The organism is Actinomadura vinacea (assembly GCF_039532545.1).
Lineage (GTDB): Bacteria > Actinomycetota > Actinomycetes > Streptosporangiales > Streptosporangiaceae > Spirillospora > Spirillospora vinacea.
The window spans coordinates 367503-391968 of sequence record NZ_BAAARW010000001.1; the positions used below are offsets into that span (position 1 = coordinate 367503).

Here is a 24466-nt window from a genome sequence, read left to right on the forward strand (position 1 = left end):
GGTGGCCGCGGCACGTCGCCACCAGGGCCGGTTTCCCGCGTCCACGAACAGGGCGTGGGGTGAACTGGACCCGGTGGTGATGTCGGAACTCGCGGGCCGCTGTGGACGGCTCAGCCGTTCCCCTGGACACGGTGGGTGCAGACGGGCTTGCTGTGGGCGACCCGGTCGACGTCCAAGACGGCGACGACCGTCAGGCAGTAGTCCACGCTCGGGTTCAGCGCGGAGACCATCACCTTCGCGGCTCCCGGCGGTGCGGTGGCCAGGGTGGAGGGGGCGCGTCGCGTGGGCCCGCCGACCACGTAGTGCGCGGCCCGACCCCCGGTGCGGTCATCCCAGGCGACCTCGAGCGAGACCCGGCCGTCGGTGATCCGCACCCGGACGGGCGCGTACTCCTTGACCGGCCGCACCGCCGTCGGGCTGGACGAGGGCACCTGGGTGGGCTTCGCCTGCGGGGACTGCGCCCGCGACGGCTTCGCCTCCGCCTTCGCCGTCGGACGCCGCTCGGCCGACTTGTCCCCGGCCGTCAGGTTGACCGCAGCGATTCCTACCGCGACGACCACGAACGCCACCAAGAACGCCAGCACGGGCTTGCGGTGGCCGCCGCGTTGCCCGCCGCGTTGGCCGCCGCGAGGGCTTGGGGGCACAGGTGCGGCGACAGGCATCGGTGCGGCGACAGGCATCGTCGCCTGGTGGGTTCGGACGGTGTCGTCCGGCTCGGGTGCCGGCTCGGGTGCCGGCTGTGGTGCCGGCTGTGGTGCCGGCTCCGCCCATCCCCACTCCAGAAGGGGATCCTGCTCGGTGGGCGGTGCGGGAACGGCCCGCAGGCCGTCCTCAAGCGCATCGGTGAACGCCCGCGCCGTCGGGTACCGGTCGGCGGGATCGCTCGCCATCGCCTTCGCGAGGACGTTCGCGAGCCACTCCGGCACGTCGCCGCGCGGCACCCGCGGCACCGGCTCGTTCAACGCCCGTTGCCGTATCGCCCACCGGTCGTCACCGGTGAACGGGGCATGCCCGGCCAGCAGGCTCCACAAGGTCGCGCCGAGCCCGTACACGTCGGACGCCACGGTCGCAGGCCGCAGCCGCAGCACCTCGCGGGCGGCGAATCCAGGGTCGATGCGTTCCAGGTCCACCGGATCGAGCACGCCCGGCGCGGAATGCGCCGCCAGGGCCCGGAGCGTGGCCGACCCCGTCAGCAGCGGCCCCTCGGTGCCGCGCAGGATCTGGCCAGGGTGGACATCGCCGTGGACCAGGCCCTCCTCGTGCAGCGCCTGCAGCCCCTTGCCCACCGAGACGGCGGCCCCGACCGCGTCCTGGACGGTCAGAGGCGATCCCGGTGCGAACGCGTCTGAGGGGCAGTGCACCGAGGCCGTGAACGCCAGTCCGCTTGGGGTACGGCCGTTCTCGAGCACGGCGACAATGTGGTCACTGCGGGAGGCGCGTTCTAGGGCGGCCAGTTCATCCGGTGGGGGCTCCACACCGTCGTGCCGCACCCGGAGGGCGACCGCGATGCCGGACTGCTCGTGCACGGCACGGTAGGTGACCGCACCGGCACCGCGATGGATGATCGACAGCTCGCCGTACCCAGGCGGGGTTTCCGGAGACTCTTGCTCGTCGCCGATGCCGGCCTGGACCGGGCTGGGAAGTGGCGCGACCTTGATGTCGGTCTGGACTCGGCTGGGTGGTGGCTCGTGGCCGATGTCGGGCTGGACCGGGCTGGGTGGTGGCTCGTGGCTGACCTCGGCCTGGGCCGGACCGGGCGCCGGCGCGTCGCTGATCGTGGGCCGTGGCTGTGCCCGGGTTTGGCCGGCCGGCCCGGCAGGCGTCGGTCCGGGAGGCGCCCAGGGGTCCGGTGGGGGCTCGGGTTGCAGGTCAGGCTGTTCGGGGCTCGCCGACTGGGCGGCACCGAGCATTGTCAGCAGGTCTGACAGGCTCATCGGCCCCGTGGTCGCGATCACTCTTGGGTCGAACCGGTCACCGCGTGCGGTGAAGAAGCTGTGGACGAGCACGGTGAACCCGTTGGCCGCGAGCCCGTCGGCCAGGCGGGGGACTCCGGCGTCGGGGAGGTCCTCGTTGAAGCCCGGCGCGAACATGCACGCGACCGGGGACCCCACTTTGCCGCTGTTGGCCAGATTCTGAAGCTCGGTGGCGGAGGCGACATCGAACACGGCCGGAAACCGTCCGGTGCTACGCAGCTTGTGTGACAGGCCCGGGTCTCCCGCCACGACAAGGTTCGGCGCGGTAGTCATCACACGTTGTCCTCAGGGCTCTGGTAGTCGGTCGGACCAGCTCGGTCCGGTTCCACTAGAAAAGACAGTGCAGGCAAGCGGCGCTACCGCCATCCCCGACGCCCCAAGCCGGGGCCGTGGCGCTGCCACTGGAGCACCCGACCACACGGCGAGGATAAACGTCCACCACTTCGCCGATGGAAAGCCGTGAGCCCGGCCACGCCGGGCGCCCCAGGTTGACGGTGCGGGACCGGCGTGCACTGTCAAAGGCAGCCTGGACCCGTGCGAAGAAGATGGGCAATGGGGCGCCGAGCGTCGCGCGGGTCACGGCAGGGCGGGCCGTGTCCGGCGCGGGTTTGGATTGCCCGCCACATTCAGCGTTGCGCATCGCGGGTTTCTCCGGACAGTCGCTCTCAGAACCTCTGTGTGCAGTGCGAAGGCGCGGGCTGGATCGGAAATGCGAACTGAGGAACACAGGGCCGGGGTCCGTCAGGACGCCGGGCCCGCACCGGGAAGCCCACACGGCAGAGCCCTGCCGGGGACGACGAAGGGGTGCCTCTGATGACGTGGGGAAGGACCGCGGTGAAGTCCCGGGCACGCATCGGCGGCTGGGGCACGGCCGTCCTGATCACCGGGGCGCTGGCCGCGACGCTGCTCGGCAGCGGCCGGATCGGTCACGCCACCGAGGCGTCCGATGGCAGCGCCTGGTTGTGGAGCCGGACGGCGAGCGAGGTGGCGCGGGTCAATCCCGACAACGGCCAGGTGGAGCGGCGCCGCAAGGTGACCGATGCCCGCGGCCACCGGGTGCGGCTCTCCCAGAACGATCAGAACCTGCTCATCCATGATCTCGAGACCGGCCGTGTGTCTTCGCTCAACCTGAGCGGCCTGGGGTTGTCGGGACGGCTGAACGTCGGCGCCCGCGGCGACACCCACCTGGCGATGGGCGCCACCGCCGCCGCCGTGATCGAGCGCACCTCCGGCACGGTGCGCGCGCTGGACCCCGCCACGCTGCGCCCCGTGGGGACCCCCCTGCAACTGCCGGGACCGCTGGTCGGCGGCGAGTTCGACGATGACGGGCGGTTGTGGGTCGCGGTGCCCCAGCAGGGCACGGTCGCGGCGTTGAAGATCTCCGCTCAGGGCGCCGCCGTCGCCCGTACCGACGAGGTCGCCGAGCCCGGCCGTGATCTCGCGCTGAGCGTGCTGGACCAGGGCGCGCTGGTGCTCGACCGCGGCGGGCGCGACCTGGTGGTCGCGACCGGCGACGGCACCCGCCGGATCACGGCGCCGGTCCCGCTCGCGGGCGCGATGGTGCCCGAGCGCACCCATGGCGCGCTGGCCGCGGTCACCGTCCCCGCCGCCGGTTCGGTGGTCACGCTGGGCGATGTGGAAAAGGGCGGCCCGGTCCTGTCGTTCCCGTTGGCCGATCCCGTCCAGGAACCCGTCGTGCCGTTCGCGGGCAAGGTGTACGTGCCCGTGCGGGAGACCGGGCAGGTCCGGGTGTACGACCCGGCCGGACGGCAGACCGGCGCGCTCTCCATGCCGGCCGGGCGCGGCGATCTGGAGTTGCAGGTTCGGGAGGGCAACCTCTTCATCAACGCGCCGGGAAGCGCGGACGCACAGGTCGTCGGTACCGACGGCCGGGCCCGTAAGGTCGGCAAGTACCCGAACGGGCAGGGGAAGGGCGGGGACCGCCCGGTCGCGCCGGGCGGCGGGGAGAACAGCCCGCCGCTGATACCGGCACCGCCTGTCGAGCCGGTGTTTCCGGACCTGCCCGTCCTGCCTCCCTCGCGCGAGGAGCCGGAAGAGCCCGAGACGCCGTCCGAACCCTCCACGCCTGGAACGACCCCTTCACCTCCCGGGCGTACGGGGCCCACACCGAAACCGCCCCGGAAATCGGTGCCGCCCGTCCCCGAGATGCCGTCTGCTCGACCGACCACGAGTGCGCCTGGGACGAAGTCGCCCACGCCGCCGCGCAGCACCACGCCGAGGCCCCCTTCTACGTCGAGGCCCCCTTCCACGCCGAGGCCCCCTTCCACGTCGAAGCCCCCCACGTCGAAGCCCCCCACGCCGAAACCTCCGAAGCCGACGCCCAAGCCGACCCCCAACCCGTACACGCCGGCGCAGGTCTGTAACGCGAGTTCGGGCGGCAACTACTACGTGCAGCGGTCGGTCGGGTTCAGCGGCGGGCGGGTCTACCAGCTCTACAGCAACAGCACCAAGAAGAACTGCGCGGTCACGATGAAGACCGGCGCGAATGTCGGCAAGGGCACCAACGTCTGGGTCCGCCTGCAGGAGAAGAAGGGCGGCGAGGTCGGGTACGACGGCGGCACGTTCAAGTACTACGCCGGGCCGGTGTTCGTGAACGCGTCCGGCATCTGCGTCCGCATCTCGGGAGGCGGATCCGGCGCGAGTGTCTCGACCGGCTGGGCCAACTGCGGCTAACACTGGGAAGGATCGAGCGTGAGCATCACTACGGCTGAGCCTGCCGCTATCACAGGTGAGGAGGCGATGCTGGCGGCCGACACCTTCGCGCGGATGGCGGCGGGCGTCGGGACGGTGGCCCGCTGCGCTCCCGCGACGGTGCGGCTGATCCTCACCGCGTTCGCCACGGGCGGGCACGTCCTGCTGGAGGACCTGCCCGGCATGGGCAAGACCACCCTGGCCCGCGCCCTGGCGGCGGTGACCGGCGGGACGGCGCGCCGTGTGCAGTGCACACCGGACCTGCTGCCCTCCGACATCACCGGGGTGACGATCTTCAATGAGCGGACCCGGGAGTTCGAGTTCCATCCCGGCCCGGCGTTCACCAACGTCCTCATCGTGGACGAGATCAACCGGACCTCGCCCAAGACGCAGTCGGCGCTGCTGGAGGTGATGCAGGAGCGGCAGGTCACCGTGGACGGGACGGCGCACCCGGTGCCCCGCCCGTTCCTGGTGGTGGCGACGCAGAACCCGGTCGACCTGGAGGGCACGTTCCCGCTGCCGGAGGCCCAGCTCGACCGTTTCCTGATGCGGCTGCCACTGGGGTACCCGGGGGAGGAGGCGGAGCTGTCGCTGATGCGCGGCTCCGCCGTGGGCTCTCCCGAGGACTTGGCCGCCGTGCTGGACAGCGCGGAGATGGCACGGCTGAGCGACGTCGCCGAACGGGTCATCTTCGCCGAGCCGGTGTACCAGTACGTGCTGCGGCTGGCCCAGCGGACCCGCGGGCACGCACGGCTGCGGGCCGGGGTGTCGATGCGCGCGTCCATCGCGTTGTGCCAGGCGGCGCGCATGTACGCGCTGACCGACGGCCGCGTGTACGTCACCCCGGAGGACATCAAGGCTCTGGCCGGGCCGGTATGGGGGCACCGGTTGGTGCCGTTGTCGGGCGCCGCCACCGCGGAGGAGAGCGCCGTGCTGCTGGACGAGGTCCTGGCCGAGGTTCCGGTGCCGGTGCCGCACGAGAACCGGGGTTAGAACATGGCAGGGGGCACGCCTCGGCCCACCCGCCGCGGCTGGGGGCTGCTCGCGTCCGGGGCCGTCCTGTGTGTTGGCGCTCTCGGTCTGGGCTACCTGGCACCGGGTGCGCTGGGCGCGCTGGCGTTCCCCACTGTCGCGTTGGCGATGGCCCTGGCCCGGCAGCCCCGCGCCACCCGGGTGCACCGTCGCATCACGAACGCACGGGTGCACGCCGGCGAGTCCGTCACCGTCATCCTTGAAATGGACGGCGCGGAGGAGGGGCGCGTGACCGCCGCCGAACGTGTCACCGCGCCCGCGGGCACGTTCGTCCTCCCGCTGGGGCGAGCCCGTGCCCAGATCCGTTACGAGCTGACCGCGCAGCGGCGGGGCGTGTTGGAAGTGGGCCCGCTCAGCCTGGTCCGCACCGACCCGCTGGGGCTCGTACGGGCCACCCGGCGAGCCGACGACGAGACCGTGCAGGTGCTCGTGCATCCCCGCCACCACGAACTGGCCGTCCTGTCCGCGGCCGGTGTCGGCGGCCGGGACACCTCGGCGGCCGCGACCCGGGCGACCGAAGGCGCCTTCGCGGGGCTGCGCGAGCACGCGCCCGGCGACGACGTCCGCCAGATCCACTGGCGCACCTCGGCCCGCCGCGGGCGCCTGATGGTGCGCGAGCACGCCGACTCCCCGCAGCCGGGCGTCACCGTGCTCGTCGACGACCGCCGCGGCCCGGCGGAGCTGGACGACCTCGCCGAGGTGGCGGCCTCGATCGTGCTGTCCGGCCCGGACCTCCCGATCGATCTGCGGCTGGCCGGCGGGAAGTACTCGCCCGCGGCCGCCGGCGTCAGCGCGCACCTGGACCTGCTCGCCGAGGCGGCGGCCCGTCCCGATGCGGACTTTCCGACCGCCTGCGCCCGGCTGCGCTCCGCCCCCACCGGCCGCGCGGTCGTCCTGCTGCCCGCCGGGGCGGCCCCGGAGGACACCGCCGCGGCGCTGGACGCCCTCGCCGTGCGGCGCGGCCTTTCGCTGGTCGCCCTGATAGGCCCCGCTTCCGGAGCAGAACCCCCCGCACCGCCTCCCGGCGTGCGGCTTCTGGAGGCCCAGACCCCGGAGGCCTTCGCCACCGGCTGGAATCAGAGCCGCTGGTGGACCCGGTGAGCCGGGTGCGAACCGTCCTCGCCTCCGCGACGGTGACCATGACGGTGGCGGCGTCGGCGCCGCTGCTGGCCGCCGGGTACGAACGGTCGGCGCCGGTGGTGTTCGTGCTGGCCGGCACGGCGATCGCGGCGGTGGCCGTCGCATCGGCGGCGCACCGGCTGCTGCGCGGGCTGGGACCCCTCGCGGTGCCGGCGGGGCTGCCCGTGGCCGCGCTCGTGCTGGTCGCGCTGGCCGTCTGGTCGCCCGGGCCGGTCAAGGAGCCGGTGCCCGCGGTGGTGGACGCCGTGCTGCACTCGGGGGCCCGTATCCTCACCACGGCGGCGAATCCCCCGGCGACCGTGGACCTGCTGGCGTTCCCCGTGCTGGCGGTCTGGCTCGCCGGAGCGATCGCGACCGTACTGCGCCGCGACGGCCGGGTCCTGCCCGCGGTGCTGCCCGGAACGGTGCTCCTCTGCGGGGCCGCCGCGCTCAACCCGGAGGCGACCGAGCCCGGGTACTTGTCGGCGGCGCTGCTGGCCGGCGCCGCCGCGGTGGCGCTGGCCTCCGCCCCACGCGATGATCCCGACACCGCTCGGGCCGGGTTCACGGTGGCGGTGCGGGCCCCGGCGGCGGTGCGTGCACAGCGAAGCTCTCTGCCCCGTACCGCCGCGGCGGGGACGGCGGTGGTGTGCGCGGTGAGCCTTCCCGGTGTCGGCGCGGCGGTCGCGGCGCCCGGCGTGCTGGAGGGGTGGCCGGTACGGGCGTCCGACCCGCGCAGGCAGGGCGATGCTCCCGAGAAGCCGCGTGAGGTGCGCAATCCGCTGGCTTACCTCTCGGCGTGGGCGGCTGACCCCAATGTGCCGCTGATGACGCTTTCGGGTCCGCCGACGAGTACGCGGTGGGTCGCGCTCGCGGAGTTCACCGGAACGGTGTGGCTGCCCGACAGCAGCTACCGTCCCGCGGGGCCCGCTCTGCCGCCCCCTGAGGTGGTGCCGCCGCGGACGACGCGGACCACCGTACGGGTATCGGTCGGGAACCTGCCCGGCGACTGGGTGCCGGTCCCGGGCATCGCCACCCGGGTGGACTCGGTCGCGGTCGGCCACGACGCCGTGTCCGGCACGCTGCTGTCCTTGGACGGTCCGGTGGCCGGACGGTCGTACACGGCGGCCGGGATGGTCCCAGACTGGAATGGATGGAAGGGCTCCGGGGCCGCGGCCGCCTCCGGAGCCGGATATGAGCGTTACCTGCGGTTGCCGCCCGGAGCGCCGGCGCGCCTCGCCGAGATCGCCACAACGGCGGCCGGGGACGGCAACGCGCACCAGCGCGCGGCCCGTATCGCCGAGTACCTGCGTGACTCCTACACGTTCGAGCCGGGCGCCCCGGGCGGCCACGGTTACGCCGAACTCGCCGAGCTGCTGGTCCAGCCAGGCCGCAAAGGCGGCGGCGCCACCTCCGAGCAGTTCGCCGGCGCGTTCGCGGTCCTCGCCAGGGCGGCCGGGCTGCCGAGCCGGGTGGTGGTCGGGTTCGGACCGGGGAGCGGCAGCGGCAGCGGCAACCACGCGATCCGCACCGGTGACGCGGTGGCCTGGGGCGAGATCTACTACGAGGGCCTGGGCTGGGTTCCCTACGACCCCAACCCGCGGAAACGTTCGGAGGCGTCCCCGCGACCGCGCCCGCAGGAACGGCCGGACAGCGATGGGACCGACCGCGACGGTACGTCCCGCGACGACGCCGACGACCTGGCGGGTGGTGGTGGGCGCGGCGCCAAGCCGCCGTTGGCAGGTGGCGGGTACACCCTGCTCGTCGTTCCCCCGCTGGCCCTGCTCCTTCTCCTTCTGGGCGGGGTGCCGTTGCTACGGCTGCGGGGGCTGCGCAGGATGCGGCGGGGCACGGCGCCCGAGCGGGTCCTGGCGGGCTGGACAGAGCTTCTGGTGGCGATGCGGCTCGCGGGCCTGGCCATGCCCGCTTCCGCCACGACGGCCGAAGTGTCGGAGCGTCTCGCGGCGAAGTTGCCGGAAACCGATCCTGGACGGCTACGCCGGTTGGTCATGCTGGTGAACGCGGCGGGCTTCGGTGGTCCGGTCACGCCGGACGACGCCGAGTTCACGTCCGAGCAGGTCCGCCTGCTGGCCACCGGGCTGCGGCGCTCATCGTCACTGCCACGCCGCCTGTCATGGTGGTCGGACCCGCGCGCGCCGCTCTGGTCGGCTCGGCCGTCCCGCTTGAAACGACGAGTGCGGACAGGCTCCCTGCGGACGTCCACCGTCAGGCGGTAGCCCGCACTCGGACCGAGCGTGACGACCAGCTTGCGCCCTGTTCATATCAGTCCGGGAAAGTTATCCCTTTGTGTCTCACATCGGCCTGACGCAGAGACTTCTCGCCGCCTGCACGATTTCTTGCCCGCCGGTGGTTGACGATCGCGGCGGCTCGCGGACTGTCCAGCGCATAGTGCCAGATATGTGCCCGGGAGGTGCTCGTCCGTCGGTCGAGTCCTGACCGGCGAGCGACCCCTTCGGAGAGGGGGCCCATAGATCATGCAAGCGACGGACGTAGCCCGATCACAGGGCGCATCCGGTCCCGGAGGCCCGCCGAACACCTCGGACACGGTGACGAGTGCCTCTGCCCAGGGGACCGTTCCAAGCAGCCAGTTCCACGCGCGGCAAGTCGTACCGGCGGGTCTGGCGCCACCGCCCACGAGTCCGCTGGGGCTCGCGGCTTACAGCGGCCCCGGCCCTGCTCTCTGGTTCTCTTCATGCCATGGGGGCGCCGGCGCCTCCACGCTGACCACCCTCATCCCCTACGGCAAGAGCGCCGGACGGTACTGGCCGACACCCGACCCCCCTGGACAAGCCCGGGTGCTTCTCGTCGCGCGCAGCCATGCCTCCGGCCTCATCGCGGCTCAGAGCGCCGCCCGGCAGTGGGCCGCGGGCGTGCTTCCGACAGTGCGGCTGCTGGGACTGGTGGTGATCGCCGACGCCCCCGGAAAGCTCCCGAAGCCACTGAAGGACCTGCTGCGCCTCATTTCCGGAGGCGTGCCCCAGATATGGGAGCTTCCGTGGGTGGAGGCGCTGCGCCTCGGCGACCCCCCGGACCAGACCAAGTTGCCGTCCGCCTACCAAAGGCTCGCTCAAGACCTCAGTCGCATCATCTCGGAGGACGCACATGCTTGATGTGATGATCACGTGGACGACCGAGCTCGTGCACCATGTGGCAGCCCTGGCCCCCGGCGACCCAAGCCCCGGTGGCCCGACCATCCCGAACCCCGGACAGGGCGCGGAACCACCGTTCGGCAACGTGGTGACGACGCTGCTCAAATGGGGGATGTGGGGCGCTTTTAGCCTTTGTGTGGCGGGCTTCATCATTATCGGTGCCAGGATGGGGATCCAGCACAAGAGGGGCGAGGGGGGCGGTCACATGGCCAGTTTGGCCATCACCGGATTCGCCTGCGCCCTCATCGCGACCGCGTACACCATCGTCACGCAGATCGTCGCCTCAGCAGGCGGATGATGTCCCGGCGCGCCCAGGCAGCAGCATGCGCAGAGCGCTGTCAGAGCCCAGTGCGGCCAGGTCAGCGCGTAGTCGGCCTGTCTGCTGTAGTTCTTGCGCTGGGGCTCCTCTTGGGCGCGCTCGGCTCCTTGGCTCCCGTCTCGGGGTCGGTCCTCCAGGCCTCGACTGTGCCCGCCCCGGTAGATCGATTCCAGCCGGCCGATCGGAATTCCATTGGCCGGGCGCAGCCCACGGTCAACCTTGTCTCGGCTGTTCAGGCACCTCCTTGGGACACCAATTGTCCCGGACAGCCGAAATCCCCCGCCGACTGGAAGCCGACGGAGGCCATCTGGACCGTCGACGGCGACCCTGGCGGCACGCTTCAGTGGGACAGCAAAACCGGCCGGGTGAGGGTGTACGACATCGAGCCTGACGGCCACTACGTGCGCGGCGAGGTTTATGCCAAGGGTGCTTTGGTGGGCCAGCTGCGCGCCGGCGAAGCCGGCAAGTGCGACGAGGTTGCGATCCGCGGTTACAAGCCCGGCGACAAGGTCGAACTCAAGATCTGCCTGGGCACGAAAAATGGAATCGGGTACTGCAACGGCAGCGACAGTGGCAAGTGGCCCAAGCCGGACAGAGAACAGGATTACTGTGACACGCTGAGCGGGGACAAGAAGATCACCTGCATAGGCGGAGTAGAGGAAGCCTGTTCGGGCATCAAAGGGCCGGCCAAGGAGCATTGCATGGAAGGTGCCCGTGGTGACGGTTATGAGGAGGGTGACGGCTGTAGTCTGCTAGACGGCCCGCTCAAGAAGCTATGCGAGGGAAACAGCGGGGGAGGCGGCGGCGGAAACGGCGGGGGAAACACGGGCGGCGGAGGAAGCGGCTCGGGGGATCTTTACAGCACGGAAAAACCGGACGTACCCGCGCCTCCTGATGGGTCTCCTAGAGATAAGGATCCCTACGTCACCCTGCCACGTGGCCACGCGGAGGGAGTCTCCGCGGTCGCCGGACCATTGGCGCCATTGCTTCGCTGGTTGGTTTGGACTGTTTTGGGGGCGTGTGTGCTGGGGTTCATGATCGTTGGTGGCAATATGGCGATCAAGCATAAGAGGAGCGAGGCCGGTGCGCATGCCGCTGGCCTGGGCTGGGTGATGCTCGCGAGCGTCGTAGCAGCCTCTGGGGCGGCCGTCGCGTTCATTTCCCTGCTGATCGATCCACTGTGAAGTGGGGGTCCACCTTGTCTGAGTCGAGCGATTCCGTGATGTTTGTTCAACGCGATTCGGATGTGGCCTGATGGATATCACCGAGACCGCGTTCACCATCGTCGAGCAGCTCGCCAAAGGCCGATGATGTCTGGGCAGACCCGTGCAGCATGCGCAGAGCGCTGTCAGAGCCCAGTGCGGGTACGTCAGCGCGTACTCGGTCTGTCTCTTGTATCCCTCGCGCTGGGGCTCGTCCTGGGCACCCTCGGCTTCTTCAACGCTCCCGTTTCGGGTGGGCCCGCCCCGGTGGATCAGCTCCTGACGGCCAGTCGGGTCCCCGTTGGCCAGGCACAGAACACGGTTGACGTCGTGCCGGCCGTTCAGGCACCGGGCCGTGTGACCACCGTTGGTCTCGCGGCGTTGAAAGCTCCCGTCGACTGGGACAAGACGAAGAACATCCGGACCATCGACGGAGACCCTGGTGGCCAACTCCAATGGGACCCCGAAACCGGTCGGGTGAGAGTGTGCGACGTCGAGGACGACGGCCACTACGTGCGCGGCTACGCTTATAAAAAGGGTGTTGCGGTGGCCCGCGTACGCGCGGGCGAAAAAGGTAAGTGCGACGAGGCCTCTACCGGTTATAAGTCCGGCGAGGGGGCGAGATACGACCTCGTCGTCTGTCTGGCCACGGAGAATGGAGAAGGGTACTGCAATAACAGTACCAGTGGCACGTGGCCGAAGGCGGAAAGAAGCGAGGATGACTGTGAGAAGTTGGACGGGAAGAAGTACATAGAATGCGTAGGAGGGGTGGATCAGGCTTGTGGAAATTTGACAACGAACCCGGGAGAAAAGAAGAGGTGCATCAAGAACGGCGGGGAGATCAAGGAGCCTGAGGGATGTGAACTTCTACCCCCGTTCCTGCAGCCGGCCGGCTGCGGCGGAGGCGGAGGATCGGGTGGGGGGAGTGATTCAGGAGATGGAAACTGTGCGCTCCTGAGCGGGAAGGCCAAGGAGGTATGCCTGGGGGACTCCCGTAATAGGGTTGGTGGGGGGAGTGGTTCGGGGGGTCTTTACAGCACGGAAAAACCGGACGTACCCGCGCCTCCTAATGGGTCTCCTGGAGATAAGGATCCCTACGTCACCCTGCCGCGTGGCCATGCGGAGGGAGTCTCCGCGGTCGCCGGTCCATTGGCGCCATTGCTTCGCTGGTTGGTCTGGACTGTTTTGGGGGCGTGTGTGCTGGGATTCATGCTCGTCGGTGGCAATATGGCGATCAAGCATAAGAGGAGCGAGGCCGGTGCGCATGCCGCCGGCCTGGGCTGGGTGATGCTCGCGAGCGTCGTAGCAGCCTCTGGTGCTGCCGTCGCGTTCATTTCCCTGCTGATCGATCCACTGTGAAGTGGGGGTCCACCTTGTCTGAGTCGAGCGGTTCTGTGATGCGTGTTCCACACTATTCGGATGTCGCCTGATGGATACTGAGCTGCCGATTCTCGGCACCATATGGCGCGAGTTCTGCCAGCTGATCATTGCGTGGGCACTGGGAAGTTTCCAGACGCTGATGACCTGGTGGGTGAGCGATAGTGCTTTCACTGTGCACTTGAGTGGAGCGAAGAATGGTGCACTTTACAGTCTGCGTGACCACACTAACTGGCTGACTGCCATTGCGGCGTTCGCCGGATTCATGATCGCGGCCTTCCGGGTTGCCGTCCAGCGCAAGGGCGAGCCTTTTAAAGCAGCGCTTTCGCAATTCTTCGAGTTGGCCGTGATCGTGCTCACCCTTGCTACAGCGGTGAATCTGGCGGTCATCGCCAGCGATGAGTACTCCACTTGGGTTCTGAAAGGCCTGGCGCCGAAAGACGATAACTGGATTGCGAACTGGCAAAAAGGACTTGACCAGCTGGGGGGGTCCGAAACCGCTACCATGTTCCTCCTCGTCTTTTTTGCGTTCTTTGCGGCGATCTCTTCGGCAATACAGTTCCTGATCATGCTTTTTCGAAGCGGCATTCTGATATTTCTGGTCGGCATCCTGCCTCTATTGGCCGCGTCGAGGTTCACCTCATATGGAGAGTATGCCTATAAGAGGGCTGTCAGCTGGACAGTCTCGTATATAGTCATCGAGCCGGTTTTTGCGTCGGTTTACGCTCTAGCCCAGAAATTGATGGCGTCCGGCTCTGAGGCGGACCGTCTTTTTGGTCTGGCCCTCCTTGGCGGGGCGATCTTCTGCGTGCCTGCAATCTTCCGTGCCGTGGCGGCTCCGATCGCGGAGGATCACAGCTCCTTCGGCGTACGCCAGGCCGGCCACTTCTTCTTCGGAAGTAGCTCTATGAACGCCGTCCGGGGGGACAACGTCGTGACGGGCTCGGCGCGTACGGGGGGCCGAGTGGGGCGCTGGATATTCGGTGGTGGTGGCGGCGGAAATCAACCGGGTAATGGGCCGAATGGCGGCAATGCCCCGCACAATAATCCGCGTGGTGGCGCCCATGGAGGCCCCCATGGTGGCCCCAATGGCGGTCCAGGTGGCGGTGGCCCCAATGGTCGGCCGGGTAGCGGTGGTCCTGTTGGTGGCGCCGGTAGTGCTGGGCTCAATGGTGGCCCCGGTAGTGCTGGGCTCAATGGTGGTCCCGGTAGTGGTGGACCTAATGGTTCCCCAGGTACTGGTGCTGGGGGTATTGGTGGTCCCGGCCCCGGTTCCCCCGGTAGTGGGGCTCCGCGTAGTGGTTGGCCCTCTACTAGTTGGAGTGGTAGCGCTCCCGGTGGCGCCCCGGGTAGTAGTGGCGCTCCGGGCGCTTCCGGCAGTCCTCCAGGTGGTGGTACACCGGGTGGCGGTGGCTACGTGGGACGCTCTGCGGTGGGTTCCTCCGGTGGCACGAGCAGCTATCCGATGGCTGGCGCCTCAGGCGCGGATAACGCCTCTCGCGGCCCGGTTCCCGCCTATCAGGTTCCTAGTTACCAGGTCCCTGATTACCAGGTCCCTGATTACGTGGTCCCTCCTTCTTCCGTTAGCCCTGGTAGCGACTCCAGGCCTGGGTACACGCCTCCAGACCTTAGAGCGGCCATAGCGGAGAACCGGAATAACGTCCCACGCGGCAATAGCGGGACCGGCAGTTCCATTGGCAGCCGATATGAAGGCCCGAGCGGCGCTGGCCGGACTTAAGGAATGAGGTGAGCCGAAGTGGCATCCGACTATCGTGAACCGACGTATGGAAACTGGCGTAAACCGGTGTCTCCGGGGGTCGGGCGGCTGGGACTGGCCGGCACCCTGATCCTCATGGTCGGGCTGATCGTGATCACCATGATCGCGATGGTGTCGCCGGTTGCCAGCCTGATCGGCATCGCGGTGCTGGGGTTGGTCATGCTGCCGCTGGTCATCCAGGACCAGCACGGGCGGACCGCGCTTCAGTCGCTCACGGCCCGGTTCAACTGGTGGTGGGGGCGTTCCCAGGGGTGGCATCTCTACCGGTCGGGACCGCTGAGCGTCATCGCGTACGGATCGTGCCGGCTTCCGGGGCTGCTCGCCGCGTCTCGGCTGGTGGAAGGCCGGGACGCCTACGGGCGCCCGTTCGCCCTGATCGTGATCCCGGCCACCCGGCACTACACCGTGGTGTTCGACTGCAACGCCGACGGGGCGGCGCTGGTCGACCAGAGGCAGGTCGACACCTGGGTCGCCCACTGGGGGCATTGGCTGGCCTCACTGGGCTATGAGCCGGGCCTGGTCGGCGCGAGCGTGACCATCGAGACGGCCCCCGACCTCGGGCATCGCCTCCGTGAGGAGATCCACGCCAATACCGATCCGAACGCTCCGGAACTGGCTCGGGCGGCCTTGGAAGAGATCGTCTGGAACTACCCGGTGGGCAGCGCACGTGTCTCCACCCGTATCGCGCTCACCTATGAGGCCCTGCCGCATCCCGGAGGCAAGCGCCGTGACCAGGAGACGATGGTGCGGGAGATCGGAATGCGCATCCCCGGGTTGATCTCCGGGTTGGAGATGACCGGTGCCGGATCCGCTCGCCCGATGACCGCCGACAAGCTCGCCCGCGCCGTGCGGACCGCCTACGACCCGAACGCGCAGGCGGGCATGGAAGGCGGCGAGGGCGAGGAACCGCGTTGGGAGGATGCCGGGCCGGTCGCGGCGCAGGAACTGTGGGATCACTACGTTCACGACAGCGGCCATTCCATCACCTGGGGCATGTCCGAGGCGCCGCGCGGCGAGGTGCTGTCCAGCGTGATGAGCGGTCTGGTGTCCCCGCATCACGATATCGCCCGTAAGCGCGTCACTTTCCTCTACCGGCCGCACGATCCGGCCTCCGCGGCTCGGATCGTGGAACGGGATCGCAAGGACACGCGTTTCCGTCTCGACGGGAACGCTTCCGCCGCCCGGAACGAGATCGACGTCATCAAGAGCGATCAGTCGGCCATCGAGGAGGCCCGGGGCGCGGGGGTGACCCGCTTCACCATTCTCGTCACCGCCACCGTCCACTCGGCCGAGGAGCTTCCGGTCGCGGCGGCCGCCGTCGACACGCTCGCGGCCCCCGCACGTCTGCGGTTGCGGCGGATGTACGGGTCGCAGGCGACGGCGTTCGCGGCCGCGCTTCCACTGGGCATCGTCCTTCCTGATCACCTCCAGGTCCCCGCCCTGGTGAGGGAGTCTCTGTGAGCAAATCATCGGAACCATTCCTGGGCCTCGCGGACGGGGAGCCGCTCGCCGAACAAGCCGGCGAAAAGGCTGGGAAGAAGGGCAAGAACAAGAAGAAGACCCGCCGGATCGTGCACAAGCCCGGACTCAGGGGTTTCAGTCACCGCGGCGGCGGCAGGGCCTCCTTTGTGGAGATGCCTTCGGAGTGGCGCGGGACCACGGTCCAGGTGTGCGGGCTGTGGCCGTTCGGGGCCGGGTCGGGGACGCCGATGATGGGCGTGCCGCTCGGCCGGGAGCTGACCACCGGCGCCGCGCTGTGCTGCGATCCGATCTCCTGGTTCCAGCGCGCCAACCTGATCCACAACCCGTCGGCCCTGGTGCTGGGCAAGCCCGGCCTGGGCAAGTCGACGCTGATCCGCCGGATGGTCCTGGGCCTGGTCGGGCAGGGGGTGTTCCCCATGGTGCTCGGCGACCTCAAACCCGACTACGTCGATCTGATCCGGGCGATGGGCGGGCAGATCATCAAGCTCGGCCGCGGGCTGGGCTCGCTGAACGTGCTCGACCCCGGCGCGACCGCCGCCGCGGCCGCCAGGCTCCCGGAGGAGGCGCGGACCAAGCTGGTCGCCGACGCGCACGGCCGCCGGCTGAACATGGTCGCCGCGTTGATCACGGTGCTGCGCGGGCACCCGATCGCCGACACCGAGCGCACCGTCCTCAACGCGGCCCTGCGGGTGCTGGACGAGCGCCACCGCGGCGTGCCCGTCCTGCCCGACCTCATCAGGGTGATCGATGAGGGGCCGGAGCGGCTCCGCTCGGTGACCCTGGCCCGCGGGGACGAGGCACGGTACCGCATGGCCGTCGACCCGCTGCACGCCTCGCTGCTAGGGGTGCTGGACGGCCCGATGGGGCAGACGTTCGCGCATCACACCACCACCGCGATCCAGCTGGACAATCCGGGCGGGGTCTGCATCGACATCAGCGGGATCGACGACGCCGACGCCGAGCTCCAGGCCGCCGTCCTGCTGGCGTGCTGGTCGGACGGGTTCGGCGCGGTGGAGGCCGCGCACGCCCTGGCCGACGAGGGGCTGGCGCCGCGGCGGCACTTCTTCGTCGTCCTGGACGAGCTGTGGCGGGTGCTGCGGTCCGGGCGCGGCCTGGTGGACCGGGTCGACGCCCTCACCCGCCTCAACCGGCAGCGCGGCGCGGGCCAGGTGATGATCACGCACACCATGGCCGACCTGCTGTCGCTGAACGACCACGCCGACCGCCTCAAGGCCAAGGGCTTCGCCGAACGCGCCGGCATGGTGATCTGCGGCGGGCTGCCGCAGTCGGAGATGCCCATGGTGAACGAAGTGGTACGGATGTCGTCCATCGAAGAACACATGATCACCGATTGGGCGACCCCGCCCTCCTGGAATCCCGACCTCAACCGGGACAGCGAACCCCCGGGACGCGGCAGGTTCCTCGTCAAGGTCGGCGGCCGCCCCGGCATCCCGTTCAAGGTGGAGCTCACCTCCGTCGAAGCGAACGTCAACGACACCAACAAGCGCTGGACCAACTCGACCACGAGACCTTCCGCCAACACCACCTGACCGGTCCGGTAGTGGCGGCGCCCGCCTTTGGCACCGGGCCCGCAGGAGCGGCGTTCGAAGGCGGCGGTGATCGGTCGGCCACCAGGTGATCGAGCCGGGTGGCCCGTCGCCCTGACGGGGGTGGCCGACCGAACCGCCGCCCCGGCGCCGGTGGTAGCAGGCCGGCGATGCCTGGTCACGGCCATCGGTCGAAGCCGCGGTGAGGGGGAGAACAGGGCGCGGGCGGCATCTCCTCCTCCAACGCCTCGATCACCTGATGCGGCTTGGCGGTGAAGGTGCCGTCTCCGCGACGCCACAGCGGCGCATGCCGCCGAGCGGTGGTCGAAGATTCGGGAGGACACAGGCGCCCGCCGAGGAGGTGTGCCACGCTTCGCGGCGCGAGTGAGCATCGCCTCACCTGGCGGTTCTCGATCTTCCCGGTCGCGTCTTCCGCCCGCCGGCGGTGTCACCGACCTGCCAGGACAGAACACCGAACGATCACAAGGCCTGAGGGCCGAACGATCAAGATCCTCGAGATCAGCGGGAGCGCGGGGGATGCCCCGCGCTCCCGCGTCCTGGTCTTCTTGCCGGCACCTCACCTCACGTCCTGGCCACGTCCAAGCCCCATGCTCGATGACGCGTCCCGTGTCGCCATGCCCACTCCTTCGGGGGCCAGGAACCTTGCGGCCGGGACTCCTATTCGTCCGGCGTGGTCGGGTCGGGAGCGGCATTCACGCCGGCTGCCTGCTCCTCGACGGCCTTTTGAATCATCTGTTCGACCGCCTCCTTGCCTTGGGCGATGGCGTCCTGGTCCTTGCGTTTCCACCAAGGGGTGAGCCACATCTCGACGGGACGGGCCGTGCCCGCGACAACGGCCGCGCGGCCGAAGGGCATGGTCCTGAGCTCTTCGGGACTCAGGATCTGCTTCCCGTTCTCCTTGCCCACGAGGCTGGAGAGTTCGTCCAGGTCCTTGGCGCTTCCGCTGCCGCCCGAGACGATCTTGATCGAGGAGTTCTCCCACAGGCGTGCGGCGCCGTCGCTGCCCCATCTGGCACGTGCGTCGGCCAGGGAGGTGATGTAGACGTGGACCGCGATGGAGTAGCCGCCCGACTCTCCCATGTACACCGGAAGACCGCCCAGCGGGCAAAGGTCGGTCGCCTGGTTCAACTCGAAGGTCAGGGGCGGGTCGAGGCGTCCGGTCGGGTTCTTCATCGCCGTGCCGCGGGCGGATCGGAAGTACTGCTCGATGATCGTGGTGACCACCGGCGCGATCCCGCCCCAGTCGGGCTGCTGCTTGCCGACGAAGTAGAGGGTGTTGCGTCCCTTGAGGAAGTTGATGAAGTCGAACTCCTCACCGGGCGGCGGCGAGCAGTCCTCCAGCACGTTCGGGTGCGAGAAGCAGTGCATCACCTGGATCACCGTCGACCAGACGTTCTCGTCCCTCCTCTGGAACTCCAGCTGCGCCGCATACCCCGGGGCCGCCCTCTCCGCGTTCTCACGCAGGATGGCCAATGCCTCGTCGGCGTTGGCCTCGTAGATCCAGCCCATCACCTCCCGGAAGTTGACCTTGCCGATCGCGCCGGCGTGCAGCAGGCAGCGGATGATGGTCAAAACCCCGGTGAGGTGGGCCCCCTCGCGCTTGATCTCCAGATGGCTGGACTGGACGAGCGTCGCCGAGCGGACCGCGCACACGTTGGGGTCCTCGCATCCCTGCAACGGCGACCAGCGCATCCGGTTCGGCCACCCGGTCCAGTTGAAGGGATCGAACACATACACCTCACCGAACTGCGCCCGGACTTTCGCGGTGTTGACGAACGTCTCCCGCCGGGTCGAGGTCACGATGCACGGACCGGGCGCATCGATGGTGAAAGGCGTGACGAAGTGCACGTCCTTGCCCTGCCGCGGTGCCGACACGATGATCGCGGTGTCCTCGATCGAGGCGTACAGCTTCCGCCGCGACCTGATGTCCCGCCCGATGTAGAAACCCACGTCCTCGGGCTTCACCTCGCCCGCGGGCCCGGTCGCGGTGGACGGCCGGACCTGCCCTGCCTTGCTGAGGACGGTCTGCGCGCTCAGCAGCTTGCGGACCTCCCAGCCGGAGGCGAAGCCCAGGCGCAACCGTCGGAACTGCCGCATCCGCCGTAGGTTCAGGAACACGCGCACCAGGAAATACGTCCCCACCGTCGCCGCAGCGAGGAGCAGGATCAGGAACACGAAGAACACCGAGGCCGGTCCCAGCGCGGCCGCCGCCGCGGGCGGCCACGCACCGTGCGGATCACCGGGATCCCGCACGAAATTGATGGCGACGCCCAGAAAATCCTGCGGACTCGAGTCGGGCCAGCCGCCCCCCGTGAGCAGGCCGGACAGTTGGCCCGCCAGCCAGACCAAGAAACTGAACGCGCCACCCGACAGGATCACCAAAAAGGCAACACCGAACAAGAAACCGTAGACTTCGTCATCATCCGAACTGCTCACGAACGCTCCTCATATCAATTTCAGGCGCTAGCTCTCGTCGATGGCACGAACATCCGAGACCCGCCAGGGGGCACGTTCAGACGACCTGGCCAGTGCCACGAAGATCACGGATTTGCGGGGAGTGTCGCGCCAATCATCTCGGCCAGTGGCAGTCGTGGTCATCTCCCACTGCCGATAGGCGGCGGTCGATCTGTCGGATGGGGCTCCCGCCTCTCTCCGAAGTGGTTCAAGCCGCACCGCGAGGTAGGCCCGGTGCTGCCGCCATTCCTTGGGGACGTACTGCACGGGCTCCGCCCTGACTTCGGCGGCGTAGGCCGGGGCCAGGTAGACCGCCGCACGCAATTTCGCGTTCAGCAACCCCGCATCCACGGTGCTGTCGACCGAATACATGACCGTCAGCGCCGCCCGCGACACCGCCGTCGCATCCTTCTGGTCGACCCGCCCCGGATCCGGCAGACCACCGGGAATCCGAGGACTCCGCGACGGAGAAGGCGTACCGCCGCTGACCGTCGGGATGACGGTCGCATCGCCCGGTGCGGATGACGGCCGCCCGCCCGACTGCGACCGCTCGCCGCCGCTGCACCCGGCCACAAGGATGGCTACCGTAACGACACAGCAAGCGGCACGGAGTCCGGCGGCCAACCCACCGGTCACGCCGCACCTCCACCGGTGCCCGCTCCGGATGGAGCCATTGCCTGGATCACATCCGGTTTTCCCGAGCCGGACGGCGGTGTGACCCGAAGGGCCCCCACATAGCTCCCTCTTCCGTCGAACTTGCTGAATTTAACGTAGTCGCCGGGCTTCGGGGCCTCGACCATCCAGCGCACACCGTTGACCTCACCATAATAGATCCCCATATGAGACAGATTGCTGAAGAAGACCAGATCCCCGGGGGCCAACTGGTTGCGAGGAACTTTGGTTAGTCCCTTGTTGCTGCGCCATATCGCCCAGGTCGTTCGGGGTATCGTAATCTTTTTCCCAGATGCCTGGTAGACGGCGTATAGTGCGAGACTCGAACAGTCGAACCCGACGACGTTGGTGCCGCTGGCGCCGTTCGGTGAGCAGCATATGCCCGTGTCGGGGCCATTGGGGGTTCCACCACCCCATGAATAGGGGGTGGGCGCACCACCCTTCTTGGCGTCCTTCTGGGTCGGTGGCCGCGGCGTACCCGGGTCCGCCCTCGCCCAATATGCGGCAGCATAGGCGATCTTTTGGCCGAAGGATCCGGACCCTAGTGATGCCGGCCCCGCGCAGGTGGCACTTGCGTAATTGGCCGTCGCCACTTTGTAGCCCTTGGCATATCGATTCGCAGCCGCCAGCACGTCGTTTGCATAGGGATTGTTCTGGGGAGTATAATTCCCAGGGTTATAGCGATGGACGGCTCTTCTTATGTCACTCTGACTGAGTGGTATCGATGAACTCATCTTGCCTATGCTGCCCCTGAGATGGTTGGCCGCCCCGGCGATGGCGTCCGCCGGATTATAACGGTCCTCTTTCCCGTCTCCATCTCCATCAGCCCCATAGATATCCCACGATGACTTGAGGAACTGCATCGGCCCCCCTGCCCCCGCATAGTTTTCTCCGGAGGTAACGCCCTGCGCATCAAGCGTCCCGTGGTGGGTCTCTATGTATCCGATGCCGGCGAGCACATTCCATGGGATGTTCCGCTTTTCTCCGATCTCTTTATACAATTTTAGGTAGTTCTCGGGTATGGAATCTGCCGCCTTGGTCGCCTTGGCCTGCACCACCCCCGACCCGCCCGTCGGGTTGTTCGGGGCGCATGCCTGTAGAATCCCGGAACCGCTGGTGGACGTCATCACCGCAAGCATGACGAGTACCAGGAAGGTCGCCACAAAGGCTATGCCGCTGCCCCCAAAAATGGCGAACATCCATATCATGGGCCTCCTGCGCACCCTGGCCCCCTCCTTGATGTCGAAATGCCACCGAGTGGGATCACGGCACTTCGCCCCCGGTCCACCGGTTGTTCAAACTTTCGCAGCGATACCCGGCTGCGCGGAAAACGGATGAGCGTCGTCAAATGAAGGCAGCCCGCTGTGCGCGGCTGTCTTCTGCATTCGTCATTGATCAGCGCTCTCCCGCCTGTCGGCAATACAAAATGCGGGTTCGCCGGCTGCGTCAGTCTGAGCCGCCAGACGGCGCTGCGAGGCCGCGGCATCTGATCAGGGCCGATGAAGAGCGCGACGGGTGCCCGGCCAAGTCGGCCGTGACCGTCCGGGCGGTCGGAACGCCCGGCGAGCACCCTCGCAGGGTGCGTAGGCGACTGTTCGGGCATCGCTCACCTCCTGCCACGCTGCATAAGACAGTGCGGTCACCGCCCGGATGCGCAAGCCCTTTCGGCCTGTTCATCGCCGCGTCGGCGGGCTGCGCCGTCCGCTCTCTGGCCGCGGACCGTGATCCGCGGCACGATGTCGGCTCGGCTGTCGCGACTGGGCTGCCTGCCGTCTCGAACGCGTCCGCGTAGCTGATCCGGCGCGTCGGCGCCCGCTTCGAGCAAGGCATCGGCCACGGCCGCCGGACCGACCCCGTCGACGAGCCGGGCGTTGTGCACCCGCAGAGCCGCCTTGCTCTCGATCTCCATGAAGAGCCCCGTTCCGCCCGTTTCGCTCCGACCGTCGGCACGCTACGGTGATCTTGCAAATGGGCTCCGAAATCGCATGTTCTCGTCCATGAGGAAGTCCTCGCTGCATGTAGGGGCGATCGCCGAGCATGCGGGACTCAGCCTTCGACGAACTCGACATCGCCATCGTGGACGCCGTGAGATCCGCTCCGCGCGCGAGCTGGCGGGACCTCGCGCCCGTCCTGGGAGTCGACCCGGCGACCGTCAGCCGGCGCTGGTCGCGCATGCAGTCCGCGGGGGACGCCTGGGTCACCGCCCACCTGTCGGGCGGCGCGACCCCCTCCTGTGCTCTGGTGGAGATCAACTGCATCCCGGGGCGGTCGCGCGAGGTGGCGAACGTCCTCGCGGACGACGTGGAGGCGGCCACCGTCAAGTTGACGGCCGGTGCGCGGGACGTGCTCGTGCTGGCACAGGCACCGGGTCTCGACGCACTTTCCCGCTACCTCCTCGACCGCGTGGAACACGTCCCCGGGGTCACGAACGTGCGCAGCCACGTCGCGACTCGGTCGACCCTGGAGCCCAGCCGGCGGCGCGAAGGCGCCCTGGACCCGGAGCAGCGGCGTCGCCTGCACAGCCAGACGAAAACCCGTCCGCACCGCGGTGGCGCCCTGGAGGCCCCGGACCACCGCATCGCCCGCGCACTGAACATCGACGGGCGGATGTCCTTCCAGCGGCTCGCCGAACACGCCGGCGTCGGCCCGGCCGCCGTGCGGCGCCGGTTGGCGCGCCTGGAGGCGGCCGGGCTCATCACACTCCGCTGCGACACCTCGCGGCACCTGTCAGGGCATGCCGTCGCCGCCGTCTACTTCGGCTCGCTCGACGTCCGCGACCTTTGAAGAGGCCGAGGGCCGGATCCGCGCCCTGCCGGGGGTGCGGGCCTGCAGCCTCGTGGCCGGGCCCTACAACGTCATCGTCGACGCGTGGCTGCGGTCGACGGCGGAAGTCCACGACCTCGAACGGAAGCTGAGCCGGGCACTGCCCGCGCGGAGGATCCAGGACCGGTCGGTGGTCCTGCGCACGGTCAAGCTGCTCGGCCGCGTCCTGGACGCGGAGGGAAGATCGGTGCGGTCCGTGCCGCTCCTGGCGGAGAACCCCGCACCCGGCAGCGGCACGTCATAGGCGTTGAGCACCATCGGGATGGCGCGATCAGGAAGACAAGCTCCGCAGTGTGATCCGCCGGAGGGGCGAACTCGGCAGGACACGTCCGGGCTTGCTGGGCCGCCACCTCTAGGGGCAACCCCGACGACGCCCGCGCGACGGCCAGGGTAAGGAGAGCGGTGTCGGCATCGGGCGAGCGGGCCGGGGCGATGACGGCAGGTGAGCCCCACGGGCCGACATTGAAAGCAACTTCGGGGATTGGACCATAACCTTTTGGGCTGGTGATCGCCCGCCGCGGTCGCGCTGTCCTGGAATGGCTTCACCACTTGATGCTGCAAGTGACGTACAGGTAATCAACGCCATGGCTGGACACTGCAGGATGGTGAGCCGCGCCCAATGTCTGGCCGGCTTCACATGCCAACCGTCGTCACCGTGCTGGGGCGGGCGTGCCCGCGGGTGCCGGACGAGCGTCCCGCGGTCGTCCTCCACGTCCGCCCCCAAGGGCCCGGCGCCCGTTCTCCGTCCGGGTGCCGGGCCCTCAGGACCCCTCCTGTCCTGGGCAG

General features: G+C 68.9%; 17 protein-coding genes. 12 read left to right on the plus strand and 5 right to left on the minus strand.

The features are described 5' to 3' along the window. Nucleotides 1-110: 110 nt before the first annotated feature. A complete protein-coding gene (locus ABD340_RS01675) occupies nt 111-2165 on the minus strand; it encodes a serine/threonine protein kinase (protein ID WP_344586487.1) in 2055 nt (684 codons plus the stop codon). 621 nt (nt 2166-2786) lie between these two features. Here ABD340_RS01675 and ABD340_RS01680 point away from each other — a divergent pair. The 10 genes from ABD340_RS01680 (at nt 2787) to ABD340_RS01725 (ending at nt 17713) form a co-directional block, all read left to right on the plus strand. Then, nucleotides 2787-4667 carry an NHL repeat-containing protein gene (locus ABD340_RS01680; RefSeq protein ID WP_344586488.1) on the plus strand — a complete coding sequence of 627 codons (1881 nt, stop codon included), beginning with the start codon at nt 2787-2789 and terminating at the stop codon, nt 4665-4667. A gap of 18 nt (nt 4668-4685) precedes the next feature. After that, on the plus strand, nt 4686-5678 hold the full coding sequence (locus ABD340_RS01685) for an AAA family ATPase (protein ID WP_344586489.1): 993 nt from the start codon (nt 4686-4688) through the stop codon (nt 5676-5678). 3 nt (nt 5679-5681) lie between these two features. Then, nucleotides 5682-6818: a DUF58 domain-containing protein gene (locus ABD340_RS01690; RefSeq protein WP_344586490.1), complete on the plus strand. Its 1137-nt coding sequence runs from the start codon at nt 5682-5684 to the stop codon at nt 6816-6818. Continuing rightward, nucleotides 6815-9073 carry a transglutaminase domain-containing protein gene (locus ABD340_RS01695; protein WP_344586492.1) on the plus strand — a complete coding sequence of 753 codons (2259 nt, stop codon included), beginning with the start codon at nt 6815-6817 and terminating at the stop codon, nt 9071-9073. Before ABD340_RS01690 ends, ABD340_RS01695 begins: the two co-directional genes overlap by 4 nt. Nucleotides 9074-9331: 258 nt before the next feature. Next, on the plus strand, nt 9332-9967 hold the full coding sequence (locus ABD340_RS01700; RefSeq protein WP_344586493.1) for a DUF6668 family protein: 636 nt from the start codon (nt 9332-9334) through the stop codon (nt 9965-9967). Then, a complete protein-coding gene (locus ABD340_RS01705) occupies nt 9960-10304 on the plus strand; it encodes a hypothetical protein (RefSeq protein WP_344586494.1) in 345 nt (114 codons plus the stop codon). Before ABD340_RS01700 ends, ABD340_RS01705 begins: the two co-directional genes overlap by 8 nt. 167 nt (nt 10305-10471) lie before the next feature. Beyond that, nucleotides 10472-11509 (plus strand): hypothetical protein, encoded by a 1038-nt coding sequence (locus tag ABD340_RS01710; RefSeq protein ID WP_344586495.1) that lies wholly within the window; start codon nt 10472-10474, stop codon nt 11507-11509. A gap of 348 nt (nt 11510-11857) precedes the next feature. Next, entirely contained in the window at nt 11858-12886 is a 1029-nt protein-coding gene (locus ABD340_RS01715; protein ID WP_344586496.1) for a hypothetical protein, read from the plus strand. A 1774-nt stretch (nt 12887-14660) separates the two neighbouring features. Further along, entirely contained in the window at nt 14661-16142 is a 1482-nt protein-coding gene (locus tag ABD340_RS01720) for an SCO6880 family protein (protein WP_344586497.1), read from the plus strand. Next, entirely contained in the window at nt 16139-17713 is a 1575-nt protein-coding gene (locus ABD340_RS01725; protein WP_344586498.1) for an ATP/GTP-binding protein, read from the plus strand. The genes ABD340_RS01720 and ABD340_RS01725 overlap by 4 nt, the downstream gene beginning before the upstream one ends. Nucleotides 17714-18388: 675 nt before the next feature. Here the strand turns inward: ABD340_RS01725 and ABD340_RS01730 are convergent. From ABD340_RS01730 to ABD340_RS01745, 4 genes are all read right to left on the minus strand, one after another. After that, entirely contained in the window at nt 18389-19984 is a 1596-nt protein-coding gene (locus ABD340_RS01730) for a type IV secretory system conjugative DNA transfer family protein (RefSeq protein ID WP_344586499.1), read from the minus strand. A 210-nt stretch (nt 19985-20194) separates the two neighbouring features. Further along, the gene (locus ABD340_RS01735; protein WP_344586500.1) at nt 20195-20821 is read right to left on the minus strand and encodes a hypothetical protein; all 627 of its coding nucleotides are present in this window, start codon (nt 20819-20821) and stop codon (nt 20195-20197) included. After that, entirely contained in the window at nt 20818-22056 is a 1239-nt protein-coding gene (locus ABD340_RS01740; protein ID WP_344586501.1) for a C40 family peptidase, read from the minus strand. The genes ABD340_RS01735 and ABD340_RS01740 overlap by 4 nt, the downstream gene beginning before the upstream one ends. A 440-nt stretch (nt 22057-22496) precedes the next feature. After that, on the minus strand, nt 22497-22766 hold the full coding sequence (locus ABD340_RS01745; protein ID WP_344586502.1) for a hypothetical protein: 270 nt from the start codon (nt 22764-22766) through the stop codon (nt 22497-22499). A gap of 128 nt (nt 22767-22894) precedes the next feature. Between ABD340_RS01745 and ABD340_RS01750 the strand changes: the two genes are divergently transcribed. Continuing rightward, the gene (locus ABD340_RS01750) at nt 22895-23641 is read left to right on the plus strand and encodes an Lrp/AsnC family transcriptional regulator (RefSeq protein WP_344586503.1); all 747 of its coding nucleotides are present in this window, start codon (nt 22895-22897) and stop codon (nt 23639-23641) included. 34 nt (nt 23642-23675) lie between these two features. Further along, on the plus strand, nt 23676-23924 hold the full coding sequence (locus ABD340_RS01755) for a hypothetical protein (RefSeq protein WP_344586504.1): 249 nt from the start codon (nt 23676-23678) through the stop codon (nt 23922-23924). Nucleotides 23925-24466 lie beyond the last annotated feature (542 nt).

Excerpts from the sequence above, each read along its gene's own strand:
- ABD340_RS01680 (WP_344586488.1), top strand. The coding sequence starts at position 2,787 with ATGACGTGGGGAAGGACCGCGGTGAAGTCCCGGGCACGCATCGGCGGC.
- ABD340_RS01705 (WP_344586494.1), top strand. The coding sequence starts at position 9,960 with ATGCTTGATGTGATGATCACGTGGACGACCGAGCTCGTGCACCATGTG.
- ABD340_RS01700 (WP_344586493.1), top strand. The coding sequence starts at position 9,332 with ATGCAAGCGACGGACGTAGCCCGATCACAGGGCGCATCCGGTCCCGGA.
- ABD340_RS01690 (WP_344586490.1), top strand. The coding sequence starts at position 5,682 with ATGGCAGGGGGCACGCCTCGGCCCACCCGCCGCGGCTGGGGGCTGCTC.
- ABD340_RS01750 (WP_344586503.1), top strand. The coding sequence starts at position 22,895 with ATGCGGGACTCAGCCTTCGACGAACTCGACATCGCCATCGTGGACGCC.
- ABD340_RS01740 (WP_344586501.1), bottom strand. The coding sequence starts at position 22,056 with ATGTTCGCCATTTTTGGGGGCAGCGGCATAGCCTTTGTGGCGACCTTC.
- ABD340_RS01745 (WP_344586502.1), bottom strand. The coding sequence starts at position 22,766 with ATGGAGATCGAGAGCAAGGCGGCTCTGCGGGTGCACAACGCCCGGCTC.